This is a genomic window from Prevotella sp. oral taxon 376, from assembly GCF_003043945.1.
Taxonomy (GTDB): Bacteria; Bacteroidota; Bacteroidia; order Bacteroidales; family Bacteroidaceae; genus Prevotella.
On sequence record NZ_PYXG01000001.1, the window covers coordinates 347,057 to 367,606 of the forward strand.

At 52.8% G+C, this 20,550-nt stretch carries 22 protein-coding genes and 1 pseudogene; 15 read left to right on the forward strand and 8 right to left on the reverse strand.

The annotated features are described in order from the left end of the window. Position 1: 1 nt before the first annotated feature. From C7120_RS01520 to rsmA, 6 genes are all read right to left on the reverse strand, one after another. Positions 2–823, reverse strand: coding sequence for a hypothetical protein (locus C7120_RS01520; protein ID WP_146154185.1), 822 nt, complete (start codon positions 821–823; stop codon positions 2–4). After that, entirely contained in the window at positions 824–1,756 is a 933-nt protein-coding gene (rsgA, locus tag C7120_RS01525; protein WP_107620083.1) for a ribosome small subunit-dependent GTPase A, read from the reverse strand. 55 nt (positions 1,757–1,811) lie between these two features. Further along, positions 1,812–2,372 (reverse strand): ribosome recycling factor, encoded by a 561-nt coding sequence (gene frr, locus C7120_RS01530; protein WP_107620084.1) that lies wholly within the window; start codon positions 2,370–2,372, stop codon positions 1,812–1,814. Positions 2,373–2,422: 50 nt separating this feature from the next. Beyond that, on the reverse strand, positions 2,423–2,893 hold the full coding sequence (locus C7120_RS01535) for a GAF domain-containing protein (protein WP_107620085.1): 471 nt from the start codon (positions 2,891–2,893) through the stop codon (positions 2,423–2,425). 249 nt (positions 2,894–3,142) lie between these two features. Next, a complete protein-coding gene (locus C7120_RS01540) occupies positions 3,143–3,637 on the reverse strand; it encodes a hypothetical protein (RefSeq protein ID WP_107620086.1) in 495 nt (164 codons plus the stop codon). Next, entirely contained in the window at positions 3,634–4,437 is an 804-nt protein-coding gene (gene rsmA, locus C7120_RS01545) for a 16S rRNA (adenine(1518)-N(6)/adenine(1519)-N(6))-dimethyltransferase RsmA (RefSeq protein WP_107620087.1), read from the reverse strand. Before rsmA ends, C7120_RS01540 begins: the two co-directional genes overlap by 4 nt. A gap of 494 nt (positions 4,438–4,931) precedes the next feature. Between rsmA and C7120_RS01550 the strand changes: the two genes are divergently transcribed. From C7120_RS01550 to C7120_RS01575, 6 genes and pseudogenes are all read left to right on the forward strand, one after another. Further along, entirely contained in the window at positions 4,932–5,966 is a 1,035-nt protein-coding gene (locus C7120_RS01550) for a lysylphosphatidylglycerol synthase transmembrane domain-containing protein (RefSeq protein WP_107620088.1), read from the forward strand. A gap of 55 nt (positions 5,967–6,021) precedes the next feature. Continuing rightward, positions 6,022–7,476, forward strand: a complete 1,455-nt coding sequence (locus C7120_RS01555) for an aminoacyl-histidine dipeptidase (RefSeq protein ID WP_107620089.1) — start codon at positions 6,022–6,024, stop codon at positions 7,474–7,476. 832 nt (positions 7,477–8,308) lie between these two features. Further along, positions 8,309–8,638, forward strand: coding sequence for a multidrug efflux SMR transporter (locus C7120_RS01560; protein WP_107620090.1), 330 nt, complete (start codon positions 8,309–8,311; stop codon positions 8,636–8,638). Beyond that, a pseudogene (locus tag C7120_RS01565) lies at positions 8,635–9,145 on the forward strand (pyridoxamine 5'-phosphate oxidase family protein). Before C7120_RS01560 ends, C7120_RS01565 begins: the two are co-directional and overlap by 4 nt. A 253-nt stretch (positions 9,146–9,398) precedes the next feature. Continuing rightward, positions 9,399–10,325: a magnesium transporter CorA family protein gene (locus C7120_RS01570; protein WP_107620091.1), complete on the forward strand. Its 927-nt coding sequence runs from the start codon at positions 9,399–9,401 to the stop codon at positions 10,323–10,325. 115 nt (positions 10,326–10,440) lie between these two features. Next, the gene (locus C7120_RS01575) at positions 10,441–12,450 is read left to right on the forward strand and encodes a DUF349 domain-containing protein (protein ID WP_369916826.1); all 2,010 of its coding nucleotides are present in this window, start codon (positions 10,441–10,443) and stop codon (positions 12,448–12,450) included. An 841-nt stretch (positions 12,451–13,291) separates the two neighbouring features. On the opposite strand, the gene C7120_RS01580 is transcribed toward C7120_RS01575, so the two are convergent. Both C7120_RS01580 and C7120_RS01585 read right to left on the reverse strand, forming a co-directional pair. After that, positions 13,292–13,963, reverse strand: a complete 672-nt coding sequence (locus tag C7120_RS01580; protein ID WP_107620093.1) for a hypothetical protein — start codon at positions 13,961–13,963, stop codon at positions 13,292–13,294. A 98-nt stretch (positions 13,964–14,061) separates the two neighbouring features. Next, the gene (locus C7120_RS01585; RefSeq protein ID WP_233246994.1) at positions 14,062–14,754 is read right to left on the reverse strand and encodes a LexA family transcriptional regulator; all 693 of its coding nucleotides are present in this window, start codon (positions 14,752–14,754) and stop codon (positions 14,062–14,064) included. A 176-nt stretch (positions 14,755–14,930) separates the two neighbouring features. Between C7120_RS01585 and C7120_RS01590 the strand changes: the two genes are divergently transcribed. The 9 genes from C7120_RS01590 to C7120_RS01625 all read left to right on the forward strand — a co-directional run bounded on the left by C7120_RS01590 (position 14,931) and on the right by C7120_RS01625 (position 20,545). Continuing rightward, entirely contained in the window at positions 14,931–15,299 is a 369-nt protein-coding gene (locus tag C7120_RS01590) for a hypothetical protein (RefSeq protein ID WP_233246995.1), read from the forward strand. Positions 15,300–15,310: 11 nt separating this feature from the next. Next, positions 15,311–17,308 (forward strand): hypothetical protein, encoded by a 1,998-nt coding sequence (locus C7120_RS01595; protein ID WP_107620095.1) that lies wholly within the window; start codon positions 15,311–15,313, stop codon positions 17,306–17,308. 26 nt (positions 17,309–17,334) lie between these two features. After that, entirely contained in the window at positions 17,335–18,210 is an 876-nt protein-coding gene (locus C7120_RS01600; RefSeq protein WP_107620096.1) for an ATP-binding protein, read from the forward strand. Between the two features lies 1 nt (position 18,211). Further along, the gene (locus C7120_RS01605; protein WP_107620097.1) at positions 18,212–18,451 is read left to right on the forward strand and encodes a hypothetical protein; all 240 of its coding nucleotides are present in this window, start codon (positions 18,212–18,214) and stop codon (positions 18,449–18,451) included. 2 nt (positions 18,452–18,453) lie between these two features. After that, on the forward strand, positions 18,454–19,077 hold the full coding sequence (locus tag C7120_RS01610; RefSeq protein WP_107620098.1) for a bifunctional adenosylcobinamide kinase/adenosylcobinamide-phosphate guanylyltransferase: 624 nt from the start codon (positions 18,454–18,456) through the stop codon (positions 19,075–19,077). Position 19,078: 1 nt separating this feature from the next. Next, complete coding sequence (locus C7120_RS14005; protein WP_199220665.1) at positions 19,079–19,246, forward strand: hypothetical protein; 168 nt, start codon at positions 19,079–19,081, stop codon at positions 19,244–19,246. 10 nt (positions 19,247–19,256) lie between these two features. Continuing rightward, entirely contained in the window at positions 19,257–19,490 is a 234-nt protein-coding gene (locus tag C7120_RS01615; protein ID WP_107621341.1) for a hypothetical protein, read from the forward strand. Between the two features lie 24 nt (positions 19,491–19,514). Continuing rightward, the gene (locus C7120_RS01620) at positions 19,515–20,180 is read left to right on the forward strand and encodes an RpiR family transcriptional regulator (protein ID WP_233246996.1); all 666 of its coding nucleotides are present in this window, start codon (positions 19,515–19,517) and stop codon (positions 20,178–20,180) included. Positions 20,181–20,272: 92 nt separating this feature from the next. Next, on the forward strand, positions 20,273–20,545 hold the full coding sequence (locus C7120_RS01625; protein ID WP_107620099.1) for a hypothetical protein: 273 nt from the start codon (positions 20,273–20,275) through the stop codon (positions 20,543–20,545). The last annotated feature ends 5 nt before the right edge of the window (positions 20,546–20,550 follow it).

A 20,550-nucleotide genomic window follows, 5' to 3' on the forward strand; every position in this document is an offset into this window, starting at 1 on the left:
ACTATTTCTGCCAGTCTTCCCAACGATAATCCCTGACGATGCCGTCGCCGACCGACTGTATCGAGGCGAGCCGTCCGTCGTCGCCAAAGACGGAACGGTATAGGTCGAAATGACCGTCTGGATAGCTTATCCGGTAAGGAACACCCACCGGAAACTCTCCGAAATAACCTTTCTGCAGAAACGGCAGCAGCCACCACTTGCCCCAGTAATGGGCAAACAGCTCGGCCATGACGGTCTGCGACACCGGCTTTGCCTCGTCATAGTCCACCTTCCGCTCAATCATCAGGCGGCCGTCGGGCGACTTCAGCCGGACGGCCGTCAGCCTTGCGCCCTCCCAGACATAGTCCGTCTGTCCGGCCCTGACAAGATGCCGGGCAGCGTCATATACAAAACGGGTCATGGTGCCATGGCCTAGAGGCTTTCCGGCGACAATCAGTCCCTCGCGGAGGAGATATTCGCACCGCCCCGACCGACCCTCCCGAGTGATGAAGGAACTGTCGGTATAGGTGAATCGCAGATGCTCGTCGGGGAATCCCCGCTGGCTGTAGACGGCATGGACAGGCCTCCCCGCCGTGTCGCAGTAAAACTTCTGCGAGCATATTTCCTGCCCGAACAGGGAGGCGAAGAAACCCGAAGGCCTCTCCCTGACGGTGAGAAAAGGCAGCAATCCCCGCGTGCTCATCGAGTCCGGACGACCAAGGGAATCCGTATAGGCTGGATATCGCGCCGTGTCAGGATTTCCCCCGGTCGGCAATTCTTCTTTTTTACAGGAACAAAACACCAACGAGCAAAAGACCGTGAGCCAGAAAACGCTTCGCCACATCTAAAAAGCCTCCCGATATTTGTTCTCGTCCTTATCCTGCAACATGCTCAGATAAGACTGGTAGCGGGAAGCTGCAATCTCGTGATTTTCCACTGCCCGGAGGACGGCGCACCCCGGCTCGTGGGTATGGGAACAGTTGGAGAAGCGGCAATTCTTGGAGAAACGGAAGATTTCCCGAAAGTAACTGGTGATCTCCCCGGGCTCCATGTCGAAGGTGCCAAAGCCCTTGATACCCGGCGTATCTATCACATAGCCGCCCCCGGGCACATCCAGCATCTCGCTGAAGGTGGTGGTGTGCATGCCCATATCGTGCGCGCCGGAGATCTCCCGGGTCTTCAGTTGCGCCCCGGGAATGAGGAGGTTGATCAGCGTAGACTTCCCTACGCCGCTATTGCCGCTGAGAACGCTGATCCGGTCGGTCAGCAGCGCCTTTACCTCCGGTATCCCCGTGCCCAGCTTGGCAGACACCTGAAGGCACCGATAGCCCACCGTTTCATAGAGCCCGACCATCATTTCCTGATAGCGGAGCTCGTCGGCATCGAGCAGATCGGTCTTGTTGAAGAGCAGAACCACCGGCACGCTATAGGCCTCGGCAGAAGCTAAAAAACGATCGATGAAAGTGGTTGAGGTCTGCGGATGGCTCACCGTAGCCACCAGCAGAGCCTGATCCACATTCGCCGCGATGATGTGGCTCTGCTTCGAGAGGTTCTGCGATTTGCGTATGATATAGTTGCGGCGGTCGGCAATGGCCGTAATGAAGGCCGTTCCCTCTTGGTTTTCCTCGATTTCCACATGGTCGCCCACGGCCACAGGATTGGTCGACCGGATGCCTTTCAGGCGGAAATTCCCCTTGATCTTGGAGTCAACGATCCGCCCGCCTTCGGTCTTGACGGTGTACCAACTTCCCGTATTCTTGATTATCAAACCCTTCATAGACACAATATTCCCCAGCTCTGCCCCTACGGGAGGAAGGCTGGGGAGCGATGGCTTATACCGTCATGATTTCCTTCTGCTTAGCCTCGAGGAGCGCGTCTATCTTCTTGATGAACTTGTCGTGCAGCTTCTGCAGGTCGTTCTCGGCGTCTTTCTCCAAGTCTTCAGACAGGCCGTCCTTGATGGCTTTCTTCAGCTTGTCCTTGATTTCGCCGCGCACATTGCGCACCTCTACCTTTGTTTTCTCGCCGATCTTGTTGCATTGCTTCACCAGTTCCTGGCGACGCTCGCCCGTAGGCTGCGGCAGTGTCAGGCGAATCACTTCCCCGTTGTTCTCCGGAGTGATGCCCAGGTCGCTGTCCATGATCCCCTTCTCGATGTCGCGGATGGTCTTCTTGTCCCACGGACGGATGGCGATGGTGCGAGCATCGGGCACCGACACCGTGGCTACTTGGTTCAACGGGACTACCGAACCATAAGAATTTACCTTCACGCCGTCGAGAAGCGCCACATTAGCTCGCCCCGCACGGATGTGTGCCAACGATTCTTCCAGATACATCGCCGCCATTTCCATGCGGTCTTCTGCCTCTTTCAATGTTGCTTTTACATCAATCATATTTTCGTAGTATTTGTTTATTCCTGGCCTACAAATTTAGATATTATTTCTCAAAACTCCAACTCCGCGGATAGAATTTTTGAAATATTCTCAAGACAGAGCCTGTCTACCTCGTCGAAGGCAGCCAGCTCGCGGCTGTCTACATCTATCTCCGCCACCACCTCGCCACCGTCGTTACGAATTGGGACGACAATCTCCGAGCGGCTCTCCGATGAACAGGCGATGTGGCCCGGGAAGCATTCCACATCGGGGACGACGACGGTTGAATTCAGCACCCACGCCGTGCCGCAGACGCCCTTGCCCTTGCGGATGGTCATACAAGCCACGGGGCCTTGGAAGGGACCCAGCTGCAACTCGCCGCCGCGCACGAGATAGAACCCCACCCACCAATAGACATCGGGGAAGGCGGCGCGCATTGCCGCCGACACATTCGACAGGGCACCCGTCAGGTTGTTCTCGCCGGCCACCAGGCTCTTCACCTGGGCGCAGAGCAACCGGTATTTTTCTTCCTTCGTTTCCATACGATGGACAAAAATAAGAAAAACTATTGAAAAGGCAAAAAGATTGCCCGACTTTCTATGCGGACCGCTATCTTTTCATCCGGAAACGGAGGGAGGGATTGCGAAAGGCCGTCTTCTGTCTGACAAAATCGGCGAGATTGAACGACGAAATCGGCGAAATCGTGGGACAAAATCGCCGATTTTGTCAGACAGAAGACGGCCTTCAGGTTTTCAGGAGGCATGTCGCCCGGGAAAGGTGGGCGGCCAAGGCTATTGCTGACACGGGGAGCCGGACCTCAGAGTGGCATCCGACACCTCGACCACCCGCCCCCGGGCGTCGGTGCGGACATGGATATATGCCGAGGCCATGCAGCCCCTCGGCCTGACAAGCTCATACCGGGAGTTGGGCAGCAGGGTGATGCGCCGCGTGCGGCGGACGCGGTCTTCCAGGCGAGATGCCTCCAGGCCGAACACGCCCATGCAACTGACGGTATAGTCGGCAGGGATGGAATCCAAGCGAAGCGAGGGATGGGAGGCGCGAGAATCGTCTTTCCGCTTGATGAGATAGCTGTCTTCCACGGAGTCGCAGTTGGATATATACAGGCCCAGTCCCACGGCATCCCATCCGCTGCGGCTGATGAAAGTCTGCCGCTCGAGGTCGTATTCGAACCTGCCGGAGTCGATGCAGGCTTTGTAAAAGAACTCTGCGAACAGAGCGAGCAGCAGCAAGACTATCACGAGCAGGACGATTCTCTTCCACTTCATGGCGCCCCTCGGTTGAGTTCTTTTTCAACGATGTTCGTGAGATCGACGAACTCCGCCACGGAGAGCTGCTCCGGGCGGCGCGTCATGCCGTCCTGCTGATAGAATTCGGGAGCGGGCTGCTGTCCGGCGAAGAGCTGTCGCAGCGACACGCGGAGCATCTTGCGGCGCTGGTTGAACACCGCCTTCACCACCCGCTTGAAAAGCTTCTCGTCGCAGCCGAGGTCGGTAACGCCGTTGCGCATCATGCGGATGACGGCACTCTTCACCTTGGGCGGCGGGTTGAAGACGCCCTCGTCGACGGTGAAGAGGTACTCCACATCATACCACGCCTGTATCAGCACGGAGAGGATGCCGTAGTCTCTGTTGCCCGGCGCGGAGGCCATGCGCAGGGCCACCTCACGCTGGATCATGCCCGTGCAGCAGGGAATGAGGTCCTTGAAGTCGAGCATCTTGAAGAATATCTGCGAGCTGATGTCATAGGGATAGTTGCCCGTGAGCACGAACGGGCGACCTCCGAACACATCCGCCAGGTCCATCCGGAGAAAGTCCTCGCCGATGACGCGGTCGCGAAGGGTCGGGAAATGCTCGTGCAGATAGCCAACGCTTTCTGCATCGATCTCCACTGCCTTCACCTCCTGGGGCTTCTTCACGAGATACTGGGTGAGGACTCCCATGCCCGGGCCGATCTCCAGCACGGGGATGTCGGGGCACGCGTCGACGGTATCGGCAATGCGCCGGGCTATATCCAGATCGGTCAGGAAGTGCTGGCCAAGGTTCTTCTTTGGCTTTACAGGTTTCATATTCGCTGCGATTGATGCCACAAAGATACGCATAATAATCGAGAAAAAGAAAGTGGCGAGTCGATAAAATCAACCCGCCACGCTATTTAAATTTTAAATCTTTTTCTGATTACGATGGGATGAACTATCACCCCATGTTTAAGTCGCCATTAACACGAATAGCCTGTGCTATCATGACTGATACGACGAAAAATGACATTAACAATACCATAATTTTTCCTTTCTTTTAAAATTTGTTATCCTTTATTCAAATGTGGAGCGATGAGAGATTCCCCAAAGGGACTTTAGACTCTCGGTCGTTTGTGTCAACTCCGTTATCAACTAACCCTCTTTCTTTTCGTCTGCAAAGGTAATACGGAAAACTTGTGTGCGCAAACAATTTGTGAAGGAATCGCGTTTTATCGGCCTTTTGTTGACCCAAATCAACGAGACAGGGAAATTAAAGCACCTTTTATTTTGTATTTCCGCCGATTTACATTATTTTTGCAACGAAGATGGAAATATCGAAGAACATAGGCAACAATATCCTGAAGATAGCTTTCTCGCTGCTGTTGGGAGGCGCGATCCTGTATTGGATGTATCGTGGATTCGACTTTCAGAGGATAGAGAAAGTGCTCCTGCACGAGATGGACTGGACCTGGATGCTGTTGTCTTTCCCTTTCGGCATCCTCGCGCAGATGTTCCGGGGATGGCGGTGGAGGCAAACCTTGGAGCCGCTGGGCGAGCATCCGCGTGCCGATGTGAGCGTGAACGCCGTCTTCCTGTCGTATGCGGCCAGCCTGATTATCCCCAGAATCGGAGAGTTCACCCGCTGCGGCGTGCTGAAAAGGTATGACCATGTGCCGTTTTCGAAGGCCTTGGGAACGGTGATTACCGAGCGTGCCATCGACTCGCTGCTGGTCATGCTCATCACGCTGCTGGTATTTCTTTTCCAAATCAGAGTCTTCACTCACTTCTTCAATCAGACAGGAACCTCGCTCGAGGATTTTCTCCGCAGCTTTTCCGTTGCCGGATGGCTCGTTACGGGCATATGCATGCTTGCCGTGGTGATACTCGTGGCCTATCTGATCCGCCGCCTCTCCATATATAATAAGGTAAAGGCCACACTGAACGGAGTATGGCAGGGCATCCTTTCGGTCAAGAAAGTGAGGAACGCCCCGCTGTTCATCGTCTTCACCCTGGCCATCTGGGGCAGCTATTTCCTGCACTATTACCTCACCTTCTTCTGCTTTGACGCCACTGCCAAACTTGGCCTCTCATGTGCCTTGGTAACCTTCATCGTGGGCTCGATAGCCGTCATCGTGCCGACACCCAACGGCATGGGGCCCTGGCATTTCGCGGTGAAGACCATGCTCGTCTTATACGGAGTAACCGACACCGACGCCCTCTACTTCGTGCTCATCGTGCACTCGGTGCAGACGCTGCTTGTCGTGGCGCTCGGCATCTATGCCTGGACAGCCCTTTCCTTTACCCGAAGAAGAGAAGGCGAGACCGCCGCTGAAAATACGAAAAATCAAGATAGTTACTAACCTGAGAAGCCGGAAGGGTGGATTGCCCTGCCGCTTCCCCTTAAAAGAAAAAGCTATGAACGAAATGAAAGATCTGAGTCCCGCGTGCATCTGGAAGAATTTTCACGCACTGACACAAGTTCCCCGTCCCTCGGGACATCTGGAAAAAGTACAGCAATTCCTGCTCGACTTCGCCAAGGAGGCGGGCGTAGAGGCCGTAAAAGACAGCGGCGGCAACATCATCATGCGGAAGCCCGCCACGCCGGGAATGGAGAATCGCAAGGCCGTGGTGCTGCAGGCGCACATGGACATGGTGCCCCAGAAGTCGCCGGAGAGCGCGCACAACTTCGAGACCGACCCCATCGAGACCTACATCGAGGACGGATGGGTGCACGCGAAGGGCACGACCCTCGGGGCCGACGACGGTCTCGGCGTGGCCGCAATCATGGCCGTGATGGAGGCCAAGGACCTGAAGCACGGGCCCGTAGAGGGGCTGATTACGCGCGACGAGGAGACCGGCATGTTCGGTGCCAACGACCTTCCGACCGATGTGCTGCATGGAGACATCCTCATGAACCTTGATTCCGAGACCTGGGGAAAGTTCGTCATCGGCAGTGCCGGCGGCATCGACATCAACAGCGAGCTGGGATATCAGGAAGTGGAGAACGACCAGGAGGCGGCCCTGAAAGTTACCCTGAAGGGCTTGCGGGGAGGCCACTCCGGCCTTGAGATCAACGAGGGTCGCGCCAACGCCAACAAGCAGATGGTGCGCTTCGTGCGCAAGGCCGTGGCGGAGCACGGTGCCCGTCTCGCCACCTGGCACGGCGGCAACATGCGCAACGCGATTCCATTCAAGGCCGAAGTGGTGATTGCCCTGCCCCAGAACGAGGTTGAGCCGGTCAAGAAACTCGTGGCAGACTTCAAGGCTGCCCTCGAGGACGAGTTCAAGACCATCGAGAAAGGCATCGAGTTCTTCACCGAAGAGACCGGAAAGCCCGCCACGCTCGTCCCCGTGGAGATTCAGGACAACCTCATCGATGCCATCTACGCCTGCCATGACGGCGTTGTCCGCCAGATTCCCGTTTACCCGGAGGTCGTGGAAACCTCGTCCAACCTCGCCATCATCGATATCGAGAACGGCAAGGCCGCATTCAAGATCCTGGCCCGCTCGAGCCGCGAAGACATGAAGGAATACATCGTCGAGACCATCACCAGCTGCCTCGACATGACCGGGATGAAGACCGTTACCAGCGGAAGCTATGGTGGCTGGGACCCGAATCCCGACAGCGAGATCCTGCATTTGCTGAAGAAAATCTACAAGGAGCAGAACGGCACGGAAGGCATCGTCCAGGTGGACCACGCCGGACTGGAGTGCTCGATCATCCTCGGAAAGTATCCCGGCATGGATGTCGTGAGCCTCGGCCCCACTATCCGGAGCCCTCACACGACGACGGAGCGTTGCGAGATTGCCACCGTAGAGCCCTTCTGGAACCTGCTCAAGCAAGCCCTTGAGAAGATTCCGGCAAAGTAAGGCCAGCTTAAAAAACGGAAAAGAAAGAGAATTCTATCGTGGAGAACCCGCCCCACGACCTCTTGGGGCGTTCAGAGAGGGTTGCCGGAATCGGAATCACGATTCTGGATGGTGTCGTTAGACGAAGAATAAGCCCTCCTTTTCTCCATTCTAAAGGCGCGATAAGAACGGCTTGCCTCCCTGGGAAGGCAAGCCGTTCCGACTCTTTACAACGGAATGGGGAGACGGAATGAATGCCTTGACATCCCACGAGAAGTTATTTCCAAATAAGCAACTAAAAACCGGGGGCTTTTAACAATTCGGCCCGCGAGAGTGCCCGCGGTTTCTATCAGCCAGCACCTTGGCCGCAAAACGGGGCTAAATTCACGACTTTTGCAAGGTGCTGGAAATCATTGATTTATAGACAGAAAGACAAGGAAGCATATCTGAAAGGGGACGGCCAAGTCGGCTGAAAGCGGTCTTTTACAGTACTGTTAACGGCTAAAAGGCGAATAAAAGGCGGCCAAAAGCGGTGCAGATAGCGGCCAACGACAAGGCAAAAGGCCGTCTTCTGCCTTACAGATTGCCATTTTTTAGCCTTCAAGAGCTCAAAAAAACGAAAAACGGGAACGGTCCCGCCGCTGGAATCCGATTTTTTGCCGCACTTTTCCAAAGCGTTTTTCGGGAGGGATTTAACTTAAAATATGTTATGAAGAGACTGTTTCCCGAATCTTGCGGACAGCCCCTTGCGGGTCTCGGGAAAAATCACTATCTTTGCGGACACTAAAAAATCCTCGGGAAGGAGACGCCGGACATTGCCGCAGCCCTCAAGTAGGATCGTTTGACAACCGTTATGAATTGGATGATTCTGATTATTGCCGGACTGTGCGAATGCGCCTTTACTTTCTGTCTGGGCAAGGCGAAAGACACCATCGGCACGCCTCACACGCTCTGGCTCGCCGGCTTCGGAGTGTTCACCTTGCTCAGCATGCTGCTGCTCATGAAAGCCACGCAAACCCTTCCACTGGGCACGGCCTACCCCGTTTGGACAGGCATCGGAGCCGTGGGAACGGTCATTCTGGGCATCTTCTATTTCCACGAGCCCGCCACCTTCTGGCGCCTGTTCTTCATCTGCACGCTCATTCTTTCCATCGTAGGACTTAAAACCATCTCGCCATCATGACAGAATTCAGAAGCATGCGCCGCAAACGCCAGTTGCTTCCACAAGAGGAAAGCATCAAAATATTAGAGAACGCAACGGCAGGAACGCTCGCCTTGCTGGGCGACGGGGGCTACCCTTACAGCCTGCCCATCAGCTATGTGTACCGCGACGGCAGCCTCTTTTTCCACTCGGCACTGAAAGGACATAAGGTGGATGCCATCCGCGGCTGCGAGAAAGCCAGCTTCTCGGTCATCGAGCGGGATGATGTGAAGCCGAGGGAATTCACCACTTACTTCCGGAGCGTAGTCTGCTTCGGTCGTATTCACATCATCGAGGACGACGAGGAAAAGATGGGCTGCCTTGCGCAGGCTGGCAGAACGCTACAATCCTGGCGACGAGGAGGGGTTCCGCCAGGAAGTGAAGAAAGACTTCGCGCACATGCAGATGATTCGCCTCGACATCGAACACATGACCGGAAAAGAAGCCATAGAACTCGTCAGGGCAAGGCGCGACGAGGCCAAAGGATAAGGCTCTCACTACAGATCACGGCTGCCGGCACTGCGGGAAAAGACAGGAAAGGATATCAAAATTTCATTTCGGCGGAGATTTTTACCGCAAAAAGTTCCGACTTCAAAAATATTTTATTACTTTTGCACCCGTAAACCAACACCCAACAAGCAAATGGACGATTATCACGCGGAAAACGAAAATTACCAAGCGTGAAGATTCAGCAACGCTAATCTTCATGCCATCACTTATTATTTCATGAAGATTAGCAACAATGAGAACATACTGGAACATTGACAAAAACCTGAGCGTCATCAAGGAATGGCAACCTAACTGCTGGATTCAAGTAACCTGTCCAACCGACGAAGACAAGGGCTTCCTCGAAGAGAATTTTCAAATCCCCGACTATTTCCTTTCCGACATCAGCGATACCGACGAGCGCGCACGCTACGAATACGATGACGGATGGATGCTCATCATCCTCCGCATCCCCTATGTGAAGGAGATACGATCGCGCACGCCCTATACCACCGTGCCCCTGGGAATCATCCACAAGCGCGATGTTACCATCACCGTGTGCTACTACGAGACCAACATGATGATCGACTTCGTGAGCTTCCAGCAGAAACGAGGCGAAGGATTCACTGACTATGTGGACCTCATCTTCCGCCTGTTCCTTTCGTCCGCCGTATGGTATTTGAAGAGACTGAAGCAGATCAACACGCTCATAGAGAAAGCCAAGCACAACCTCGACCATAATGTGAACAACGAGAGCCTCATCGGACTGTCGAGACTGCAGGACTCGCTCACTTACTTCATCACCTCCATCCGCGGCAACGAGACCCTGCTCCAGAAGCTGAAGTTCAAGCTGCAGGTGGACGAGCTCGACGCCGACCTCATCGAGGATGTAAACATCGAGATGACGCAGGCACGGGAAACCACCAGCATCTACTCCGACATCCTTGAGTCAACGATGGACACCTATTCAAGCATCATCAACAACAACATGAACACCACGATGCGTACACTTACCTCCGTAACCATCATCCTGATGTTTTCCACGCTCGTGGCGTCGCTCTTCGGCATGAACCTCGTCAACGGAATGGAACAAAGCCCATGGGGGTTCCTGATTGCCATCGTCATCTCCGTCGTCGTCTCGGGCATCACCTGGTGGATATTGAAGTTCAAACGGCTGCTCTAAGAGAAAATTTGAAAAAAAATAGATTTTAATTAGGAAATTTCAAACTTTTTACTTAAGTTTGCAAATAATATAACTGTCGGCACGACAACTCGTGCCGAGAACTTAAATCAGCAATGTGATGGACTCTCAAGACAAAGCCCTCGAACAGGGAACATTAGATGAAGAAAAAGCAGTAGAACAGCCTGCTGAAGTGCAAGAACCACAAGAAGAAACTCCTGTGGTAGAGAATATTACGGCAGAAGAAGTTCCTGCTCCAGAGGCTGTGGAAGAAGCTTCTGCCCCAGAGGAAAAAGCCGAACCCGAGGCAAAAGAAGAAGCACCTCGGGAAGAACCCTCTGCTCCAGTCGCTCAAGAAGAAGCCCCCGAAGAAAAGGCAACCAAGGAGGAGCCCGACCAAAAGACATATTCCACCAAACAGGAGATACTCGACCGGGTCAAAAAACTTGCCCATGGTAGTGAAAATCTGTCAAAGGCGGAAATCGACCACTTGAAGACAAGCTTCTATAAACTGCACCTCGCCCAGCGGGAAGAAGAGCAGAAAGCCTATGTCGAGGCCGGCGGCGATCCTGAAAAATACCAGGTTCTCCCAGACGAACTCGAAGAGCAATTCAAGGCCGAGATGAGTCTCATCAAGGAGAAACGTGCCAAGCTCTATCAGCAGCAGGAACAGGAAAAGAAAGAAAACCTGAAACGCAAGGAAGAAATCATCGAGAAGATAAAAGGCATGATTACATCTCCCGATGCTGTCAACAGGGCCTATCAGGAGTTTAAAGCCCTCCAGCAGGAGTGGAAAGAAATAAAATTGGTGCCCGCAGAGAAGGCCAACGAGCTCTGGCGCAACTACCAGCTTTATGTCGAGCAGTTCTATGACCTACTCAACCTGAACCGTGAGGCGCGCGAATATGACTTCAAGAAGAACCTGGAAATCAAGACCAAACTCTGCGAAGAGGCAGAGAAACTGGCCGAGGAACCTGATGTAATCAGTGCTTTCCACCAGTTGCAGGAACTCCATCAGCAATATCGCGAGACGGGTCCTGTCGCCAGAGAGCTGCGCGAAGAGGTGTGGGCCCGTTTCAAGGCTGCATCCACCATCATCAACAAAAAGCATCAGCAGCACTTCGAGCAACTGCGTGCCAAGGAAGGAGAAAACCTCGAGAGGAAGACCGCTCTCTGTGAAAAGGTGGAAGCCATCGCACAAAAAGAAAACAAAAACGCCTCTGACTGGGAAAAGCATACCAAGGAAATCATCGCCGTCCAGGCAGAATGGAAAACCATCGGGTTTGCTCCCCAGAAGATGAATGTCAAGATATTCGAGCGCTTCCGGGCAGCTTGCGACGACTTCTTCGGGCGTAAAGCCGAGTTCTTCAAGGGCTTGAAAGAACACTTCAGCGAGAATGCGGAGAAGAAAAAAGTGCTCGTGGAGAAGGCAAAAGAACTGTCAGACTCAACCGACTGGAAGTCAACTTCCGAGAAACTCATCAACCTCCAGAAAGAATGGAAGACCATCGGCATGGTTCCGAAGAAACTGGGCGACCAACTCTGGAACGAATTCATCGGAGCCTGTAACAAGTTTTTCGAAGCCCGCAACGCGGCAAATGCCGGCTCACGCAATGAAGAACACCAGAATCTCAGCAAAAAGAAGGAAATCGTCGCACAGCTCAAGGCTTTGCTGACAGATGCCAAGGAAGGTGCACAGGAAAAGGTTCAGGAACTCGCCGACCAGTATAACCAAATCGGGTATGTGCCGTTTAAGGAGAAAGACAAGATCTACAAGGAATACCACGATGTGCTCGACAGGCTCTACAAGGAGCTCAACATCTCCGTTGCCCGCCAGCGTCTCGACCGCTTCCGCAGCAATCTGAAGAACATGGCAAAGCGCGGCGAGGATGTCATCGACAATGAGCGCGGTCGCCTGATGCGTCAATACGAGCAGATGAAGTCCGAAATCATCACTTACGAAAATAATCTCGGATTTCTGAATGTATCAAGCAAGAAGGGCAACAGCCTTATCGACGAAATGAACAAGAAGGTCGGTAAACTCAAGGAAGAGCTTGAAATGGTCAAGGAGAAAATCAGGGCCATCGACAAGCAGAACCGCGAGCAGGAGGAAGAGGAGCAGCAGTAAGCTCCCTCCTTGACCGGAAATGAGCGCAATAGCAATAAGGTATGCCGAGATTCTTCTCGGCATACTATAGGGCACAGAACGAAGCGTATAAATGAAAAGGAGGACAAAAAGAGCTCAGATTATATGTATATCAGAGAGTTGCAGAGGTTGTGAAAATTTGACTCCGTAAAACGAAACGTTTACATAGGTTTAATTTTGATTTACATCGAGGGGCGTTTCGTTTACATGAGGTTGACGAAAGGTTTACGCACATAGGGCTACATGTTTACGCATGTGGCTTTTTTTGCTGGTATGCGTAGAAGTCTTTGTACACGGATATTTCAGCCGTACAGAGGCTTTATATGCGCCCTGGTTTGAACGGCGTGAGAAAGGCATAAGAACGGTCTTCAAATGCGGTTTGTGGTGAGGGATGAAAAGGGGGGGTAAAAAGGCGATATTTGGAGTTAGGATTACGGTTAGGCTTATAGTTTAGGTTTACTTTTTCAAAAACTTAGGTTTACAAAACTCTTGCCAAGCCCCCCCCTGTAGAGGGGTAGAAACCGTCCAAAAAAAGGGGGATTGGTGTAGGAAACTGACACTTTGCGAACAACTTTTAGCGGGCTGTATACCTTATTATATATAGGGATTTGCGGCGCAATGGGACAGTTCCGGGGGGGGGACATCCCCCAAGGGGGTACATTTCGTTGTACTGGAGGTACGCTTCGCGCGGTACGAGAGAGCGTCAGACGAGGCCGATGATGGTGCTGAGGGAGAACATTGAAGTGACTGAATTAAAAACTTGTACGATAAAAATGTAATATAGGTTTATTAATAACTAAAATAGGGCATTATTGGGTGATTATTACCAAGTGTCAATGATTTTATCGTCAATATGTTTATTTAAGTAAGATAAAAAGGATGACATTATATTGTAGGAGTATGCATTGCAGTTAATAAATGCCTGTGAATAAGCTTTTTTATGATCACCATTAAGATTTGACGGGAACACATCTTTAGGCGAAATCAGATTTGATTCTGCCCCATTTTTGAATAAATCAAATGCACCCAAAATGTAATGAGGTACTTTTGTTTCAAAAGTCAGAGATTCTTTATATACCTTTATTCTTATTTTTAATTCAGCATGTATAATAGTTGCATTATAAAGTCCTGTTACCTGCCCCACATTTGCCCATTTCCCTTCACCGTAGCAAATATTGTTAATCGTGTCAATGTTTATTTCTGCACCTTTTTCTAAATTAAGAATTGATTTTAAGAAGCCATCACATCTTTTCGTCATTTCCTTTATAGTCATATCAGAATTATTAGACACAGTATACTTATAATAAATATCTCCATCCAAATTAAGTGGGAATTGTTTTATAACCTCTTTTGCCCAATTCTTATTACTACTTTTTTTTATTGCATTCCATTTAGCTTGTTTAGAAACAAAATCCATACATTCAAATTTTTGTGCAATAGAATTTGTCGAAGTAATAAACATAAAAGCTAACAATAGTAATAGATACTTTTTCATTGTATAAAATTTTAATTAGTTTATAATACAGAATCTTCGGATAAAACAAGATGGCGAGAGAAAAAGAACAGAGGTTACCGAGGGAAGGCGGAAGAAAGCTATACCAAGCGGACAAGACCGATGATGGTGCTTAGTGAGCGGATATCGGACTTGGGTAGGTGGAATGGTTTGAAGCGTGGGTTCTCGGAGATACAAAGAATGGATTCGGCATCGTCTTCGGCCTCTTCCACTCTTTTGACGAGGGCGCCTTGGCTGGTGTCAAGGACATAGATGCTACCCCACTGGAAGAAGAGGATGTCGGAGATCTTTCTGCAGGCGATAATATCGCCATTGTTGTAGAGTGGAAACATGGAATCGCCTGAAACCCGGATGAGGAAGTTTGCTCCCTTTGCCTCGAACTCGGGAATGGTGTAGCGTTCGCAGTCTTCGAGATACACTCCCTCGCTGTCGGCGGCGGGGAATCCTGCCACGGCTTCAAGCGGGATGAGCGGAATTCCCTTGGGTGATTTTCTTGCCTCTTTTTCTTGCTTATTCAAGACTTTATTCGTATCTTTGGGAGAAGAAAGGCTCTCGTCCCCGGTGGGGGATGCATTAGGGGTACCCTTCGTTTTGAGCATGGGGCCGCGACCTGTAAGGAGCCAGTCTGGGTTAATGTCATCGTATGCTAATAGAATTTTTTCAATACTTGACGAACTTAGACCTTTGCCCCCGCTCTTAGCTTTGCCTAAAAGTCCGACAGACAGACCAGCAGCGATAGTCATTTGGTTATCGTTGATATCCTTATGCGACATATAACATTGAAGTCTTTCTATAAAATTTTCCATAAATATTGAAATTTATCAATAAAAATTTTGTTATATAGAAATATTTCTATATCTTTGCAACATATTCCATTTGGAACACGCGGCCAAATATACGAAAAAAGGCCGAGAAACAAGAACGGTTTAACAATTAAATGAGTGAGATTATGAAAAAGTACATTCACATTCAGAAAGCGGACCGCGAGTTTATCGCGAAGGCATTCGGCATCACGGAGAAGAGCGTGTTCAATGCCATCAACTTCGACACCCGCCGCGGAAACTCGGATCTGGCCAAGAAGATACGTACGCTGGCATTGCAGCGCGGCGGCATGGTGATGGTGGAGGTTCCTGAGGTGGAAACCCTGCACGATGCCGACGGCTATATGAGGCAGTATCTGCCCGGCGATGTGTTGATTGAAATCGACAAGCGCACGGGCAGCTGCGATGTGTATAAGAAGGGCAGGTGGGCACGCCGGTTTGAGCATGTGATGACGAGCGACATCCAGGACATTCAGGACTGGGCAGCTAAACTGTAAGGAGGCGTGCGATGGAGTACTACGGAGGCAGACTGTGCATCTCAGCCCGTGAACTAACAGACAGGGGCATCATGACCAAGGCGAACTATGCTCAAAAGGCATGGAAAGGCAAGATTGATGTAGTCCGTCAGGGAAAAGGGCTGGGCAACTATGCCCTCGTCGCCATTGACAGCCTTCCCGGCAAGTACAGGGAGAAGGTGAGGGAACTGTATCCTGACGGTGCGCAGACCCACCTTCGCTTGTGGGTGATGGAGAACTACGAGACGGATCAGGAGGCCATGAAGTTCTTCCGCGACAAGGAGAACACGGGGGTAGACCTGCAGCAATACCCCGAGAAAATCAGGGAGTATGTGACGAACGCGAGCGTGCTGAACTGCTGCATCAAGCTGTACGAACGCGCCTCAACAGCGAAGAAGCTGATGGGTGAGAAATACAACTGGGACGAGATGGCTGACGCCATCGAGGCGCTGCGCAAGGAGTTGGGACACACGCTTCCGACGAGCACGCTGCGCTTCCGGAAGAAGGTGAACGAGTATAGGCGCGAGGGCTACGGATGCCTGATCAGCGGCAAGTTCGGCAACCAGAACAAGCGTTTGGTGACGAAGGCCGTGGAGGAGGCTGTGCTGAGCCTCTCCTGCCTTGACAATAAGCCCTACAATACGACCGTGTGGGAACAGTGGAAGATGTTCCTCTGCGGCGAGCTCGACATCTTCCACCTCGACACGGGCGAGCTGCTCGACCCCGACGACTTCACCGACAAGAACGGCGAGCCGCTGGTGCTGAGCGAGAGCACCATCAGCAACATCCTGAACCAGCCGGCGAACAAGCTGCGCATCAACCAGCGGCTGCTGATGCCCGTGACGCTGATGCACGAGGAGCTGCCGCACATGCACCGCCACAACGGCCGCTACTCGTTGAGCCAGATCACGATGGACGACGTGGACCTGAGCCGCAAGCTGAAGGACACGAAGAAGTGGGTACACGCCTACTATGCCTACGACGATGTGAGCGAGTGCGTGCTTGGCGCGAGCTACGCCAGGGAGAAGGACACGCCGCTGGTGGTGGACTGTTTCAGGGACATGTTCCGTCTCCTTGCCACCAACGGCTGGGGCACGCCGAGGGGCATCGAGGTGGAGAACCACCTGATGTCACAGTGGCGCAACACCTACCTGAGCCCGGGCGTGGTATTCGAGTTCGTGCGCTTCTGCGCCCCGCAGAACTCGCAGGAGAAGCGGGCAGAGCACTACAACGGCGCGAAGAAGACCAGCATCATCCACAAGAACCACGCTGGCATCGGCCGTCCGTTCGGCAAGGGCAAGCGCAGGGTGGAACAGAAGAAGGTAAGCGATGCGAGCAACGAGCTCTACGAGGAGAAGAAGTACTACAGCTGGGACGAGTTGGTGGCCGACGACCGTCAGGACAACTGGGAGTGGAATCACTCGCTGCACAGCGACCAGAAGAGTTGGCCCGGCAAGACCCGCTGGGAGGTACTTGTGGAGAATGTGAACCCCGACCTGTGGCCGCTGGACCGCCGCATGCTGGCACGCTGGATAGGCGTGAGCGTGGAGACGAGCGTGCGCAGGAACTCGACGGTGCGCGTGAACTATGCCGACTGGTGGCTGAGCGGCCCGGAGGTGCTGGAGCGCCTTGCGCCTAACAACTACAAAGTTACGGCATGTTACCTGCCCGACGGGGAGGGACGGCCGCAGGATGTGTACCTCTATCAGGGCGAGCGGTACATCGACACGGTGGAGAAGGTGGAGACCTACAACCGTGTGATGGCGGAGCAGACAGCCGAGGACAGGAAGATGTTCGAGAAGCAGCAGAAGAAGGTGAGCCACTTCAACAAGTATCTGAAGGAGCGTGCCATCAGCAAGGTGGGTGTGATGAAGACCACGAAGGCACCAGTGATGGAGGAACCGAAGGAGCTGGCCGTTACCCCACAGGAGACAGAGGCCCCGCTGCTGCCACGAATCAGTGCCTCAAGCCACGCTTTGGCAGACATGTAAGAATAATGATTAAACGCCATTAGAATATGATTAGTGAGACTCAAAAACAGCGGATACTGGAGGCGATAGCCGCCAACCGCAGGAACTATCCGAGCGACGCGAAGCACGCGTCTGCGCTGGGCATATCGGCCAGCGTGTATAACGGCCTGAAGAGGGGCCAGACGGAGAAGGCCCTGAGCGACGCCAACTGGGTAAGCATAGCCCGGCGGCTGGACGTGAACCTGCGCGAGACGATTGAGTGGAAGGGCGCGCAGACGGAGACCTTCAAGTACATCAGCATTCAGCTGGAGGCGTGCCAGGAGCGCAGCCTCAGCGTGATACTGTGCGATCTGCCTAACATTGGCAAGACCTACACGGCACGCTGGTATGTGCATGAACACAGGAACGCCGTATATGTGGACTGCTCGCAGGTGAAGACCAAGCGCGCGCTGGTGCGGAAGATAGCCAGGGAGTTCGGCGTGGACGCTACGGGCAAGTACCAGGATACCTACGAAGACCTGGTATATTACCTGCGCTCGATGGAACGCCCGCTGGTGGTGCTCGACGAGGCCGGCGACCTGCAGTACGAGGCCTTCCTGGAACTGAAGGCGCTGTGGAACGCCACGGAAATGTGCTGTGGCTGGTACATGATGGGAGCCGACGGCCTGCGTGCGAAGATAGACCGCATGGTGGAATGCCGGAAGGTGGGCTATGCCGAGATATTCTCGCGCTACGGCGGCAAGTACAGTAAGGTAACGCCCGACGAGGCGGAAGACCGCAAGACGTTCCTGCTGGAGCAGGCCCGCGTGGTGGCCACGGTGAACGCCTCCGAGGGTATGGACATCGGTCAGATCGTGCGCAAGAGCGGCGGTGGACTGAGAAGAGTTTACACCGAGATTGAAAAATTGAAGAAAGGAGCATGATATGATGACAAAGAAAGAAGAAGAGACTTTAATGGAAAGTCTGGAACAGGATGTACTGGACTCCAATAAAGACAAGATAGACTGGGAGCAGCGCAGGTATGAGATTGCCAAAGACCTTTATATCCAAACCTGCCAACAGGCAAAATTAGAGGGCGATAATACTGCTGCAGATGTATTCCGAAGTGCGGCATGGTTATCTCGTGTGGCTGCCGATTACTTAATAGAGATTTTGAAAAAGTAGCTATGGTAAAACGAGCGTACAGTCCGAAGGAGATAGCTATGAAGACCTACAAGACGCTGCCGTGGAGTGGCCGCTGGGCGGAGTGCTTCGGCTTGCCGGAGGAAAACTCCACATGGTTCATCAGCGGAGCCAGTGCCGCCGGGAAAAGCTCGTTTGTGATGCAGCTGGCCCGTGAGCTGACGACGTACGGGCAGGTACTTTACCTGAGCTATGAGGAGGGAGTGAGCCAGAGCTTCCAGGGCAGGATAAAACTCTTTGAGATGGAGAAGTGCCAGGGCTGGTTCCGCGTGGTAACGGAGAACACGATAGAAGACCTGACCGCCAGACTGAAAAAGCGGCACAGTGCGAAGTTCATCATCGTGGACAGCTTTCAGGAAAGTGGCTGGGAATGGCCGGAGACCAAGAAACTGATTGAAACCTTTCCACGGAAAAGCTTCATCTTCATCAGTATGGAAGCCAAGGGACAGCCGCTGGGCAAGCCTGCACTCCGACTTCGCTACAAGGCGGGTGTGAAGGTGCGCGTGGTGGGGTTCAGGGCATACTGTCAGGGACGCTTCAATCCCGACGCTGGCAACAGCTTCGTGGTGTGGAAAGAAGGAATTTTAAGGACATCAAATAAAATATGATATGGCAAGCAGACGAGACAACCTGCTGTACAGGTTAAGAAAGAAAGGTGTGAGGGTACAGACACGGGAGAGGACTATATTCTTCTCGTTTGATGGAGAGTCTTTCAAGATTATACAGATAAAACGCCTGTGCAGGGAGCTTCATTTTGTGGTACAATTAGAAATATAAGAGTATGAAAATGAGCAAGGAAAGACGAATGATTGAAATCGTCCCGGGGCTGATGAGCCCTGGCGGACGAATGACTGACCGTATTGAGAGTCGCGGGCACCGCTGTCCCTACTGTCAGGGCAACGGCTACCATTGGCAGGAGGACGAGTGGCAGGAGCGGTACAAGGAGGCGTGCCCGGTATGCGGGGGTAGCGGCAGGCTCGACGCGGTGATAACCGTGGAATGGCAGGCAGGCAAAGCATAATGCACAATTTATAATTACGGCGATATGGAAAGGAACAAATACAGTAAGATAGTCCTATCGGATACGGAACGGCAATGGATGCAGGAACATTTCGGCACGACCAAGAATGCCGATGTCGCAGCCCACCTCGGGGTCTCACCCCGGACGATCATCCGGATAGCACGGGATATGGGATTGGAAAAGCATTCTGATTTTACAAAGGCAATGCAGCGGAATGCTGCTGAGCATGCAGCCAGGACCAATCGGGCCAGTGGGGGTAACGAGGGAATGAGGAACCTGCTTCTCTACGGCAAGGCTCACCGCTTCAGGTCAGGCGAGAGCAATAGGAACCGCATGGGCGAGGAGGCCTTTCGGGAAATGCACCGCCGGATTGGCAAAAGCCGGAAGGAAATCTTCAGAAAGGAGAGACGCCGGGTGCTCTTCGGGCTGGAGCAGAAGACGGGACTAAGGGTCGTGCGGTGTCCAAGGGAGAAGATCAGCCTGCGGCGCAACCTGCGCAGGCATGGCTACGAGGTAGCCCGTGCCTCCAACGAGGCATTTGTTACGCCCCGTACCCGCCGGTCCCAAGCCATGGAGGAGCGAGCCGGGAAGATGGGAATGAGATTCACATTGGCCCAATCAGCCGATACGAGACACACTAAGCCAGATAAGTTGCGCCAGCAGTATCTGTGCCTTGCTTCAAGAACCTGAGAGATTCTTGACGAATGTAGGAGGCTGTGCTACCGGCCATACGGGCGGTTTTTGATTCACGATTTACAATTCATAATTAACAATTACAGAACATGAGACATTTCTTTGAAGAGCTTAAAAAGCGAGTACAGGTATGGCACGAACGGCGTGCCCAGCGCATCGAGGCAGCCCGTCAGGCCGAGCTTGACGCGGAGGCCCGCCGCAGGGTGCAGGTAATGGAATTCAACGGCGAGTTATTCGTCAGCGTGGACGGCGTTCCCCTGTTGGACGTGAGCGACATCAACGGCATGCTGCCCGGGGCCGTGGCGAACGCCCGCCGAAACTTTAAGGACTGGAGGGAGGAGAAGCTGTTCTCCAATTCATAATGCAT

What these genes read in the sequence shown, in the direction of transcription:
- C7120_RS01625 (WP_107620099.1), top strand. Translation starts at nt 20,273, where the DNA reads ATGAGACATTTCTTTGAAGAGCTTAAAAAGCGAGTACAGGTATGGCAC.
- C7120_RS01550 (WP_107620088.1), top strand. Translation starts at nt 4,932, where the DNA reads ATGGAAATATCGAAGAACATAGGCAACAATATCCTGAAGATAGCTTTC.
- C7120_RS01595 (WP_107620095.1), top strand. Translation starts at nt 15,311, where the DNA reads ATGGAGTACTACGGAGGCAGACTGTGCATCTCAGCCCGTGAACTAACA.
- C7120_RS01520 (WP_146154185.1), bottom strand. Translation starts at nt 823, where the DNA reads ATGTGGCGAAGCGTTTTCTGGCTCACGGTCTTTTGCTCGTTGGTGTTT.
- C7120_RS01570 (WP_107620091.1), top strand. Translation starts at nt 9,399, where the DNA reads ATGAGAACATACTGGAACATTGACAAAAACCTGAGCGTCATCAAGGAA.
- C7120_RS01585 (WP_233246994.1), bottom strand. Translation starts at nt 14,754, where the DNA reads ATGTCGCATAAGGATATCAACGATAACCAAATGACTATCGCTGCTGGT.
- C7120_RS01535 (WP_107620085.1), bottom strand. Translation starts at nt 2,893, where the DNA reads ATGGAAACGAAGGAAGAAAAATACCGGTTGCTCTGCGCCCAGGTGAAG.
- C7120_RS01580 (WP_107620093.1), bottom strand. Translation starts at nt 13,963, where the DNA reads ATGAAAAAGTATCTATTACTATTGTTAGCTTTTATGTTTATTACTTCG.
- rsgA (WP_107620083.1), bottom strand. Translation starts at nt 1,756, where the DNA reads ATGAAGGGTTTGATAATCAAGAATACGGGAAGTTGGTACACCGTCAAG.
- C7120_RS01620 (WP_233246996.1), top strand. Translation starts at nt 19,515, where the DNA reads ATGGAAAGGAACAAATACAGTAAGATAGTCCTATCGGATACGGAACGG.
- frr (WP_107620084.1), bottom strand. Translation starts at nt 2,372, where the DNA reads ATGATTGATGTAAAAGCAACATTGAAAGAGGCAGAAGACCGCATGGAA.
- C7120_RS01615 (WP_107621341.1), top strand. Translation starts at nt 19,257, where the DNA reads ATGAGCAAGGAAAGACGAATGATTGAAATCGTCCCGGGGCTGATGAGC.
- C7120_RS01560 (WP_107620090.1), top strand. Translation starts at nt 8,309, where the DNA reads ATGAATTGGATGATTCTGATTATTGCCGGACTGTGCGAATGCGCCTTT.
- C7120_RS01610 (WP_107620098.1), top strand. Translation starts at nt 18,454, where the DNA reads ATGGTAAAACGAGCGTACAGTCCGAAGGAGATAGCTATGAAGACCTAC.
- rsmA (WP_107620087.1), bottom strand. Translation starts at nt 4,437, where the DNA reads ATGAAACCTGTAAAGCCAAAGAAGAACCTTGGCCAGCACTTCCTGACC.
- C7120_RS01605 (WP_107620097.1), top strand. Translation starts at nt 18,212, where the DNA reads ATGATGACAAAGAAAGAAGAAGAGACTTTAATGGAAAGTCTGGAACAG.
- C7120_RS01540 (WP_107620086.1), bottom strand. Translation starts at nt 3,637, where the DNA reads ATGAAGTGGAAGAGAATCGTCCTGCTCGTGATAGTCTTGCTGCTGCTC.
- C7120_RS01590 (WP_233246995.1), top strand. Translation starts at nt 14,931, where the DNA reads ATGAAAAAGTACATTCACATTCAGAAAGCGGACCGCGAGTTTATCGCG.
- C7120_RS01555 (WP_107620089.1), top strand. Translation starts at nt 6,022, where the DNA reads ATGAACGAAATGAAAGATCTGAGTCCCGCGTGCATCTGGAAGAATTTT.
- C7120_RS01600 (WP_107620096.1), top strand. Translation starts at nt 17,335, where the DNA reads ATGATTAGTGAGACTCAAAAACAGCGGATACTGGAGGCGATAGCCGCC.
- C7120_RS14005 (WP_199220665.1), top strand. Translation starts at nt 19,079, where the DNA reads ATGGCAAGCAGACGAGACAACCTGCTGTACAGGTTAAGAAAGAAAGGT.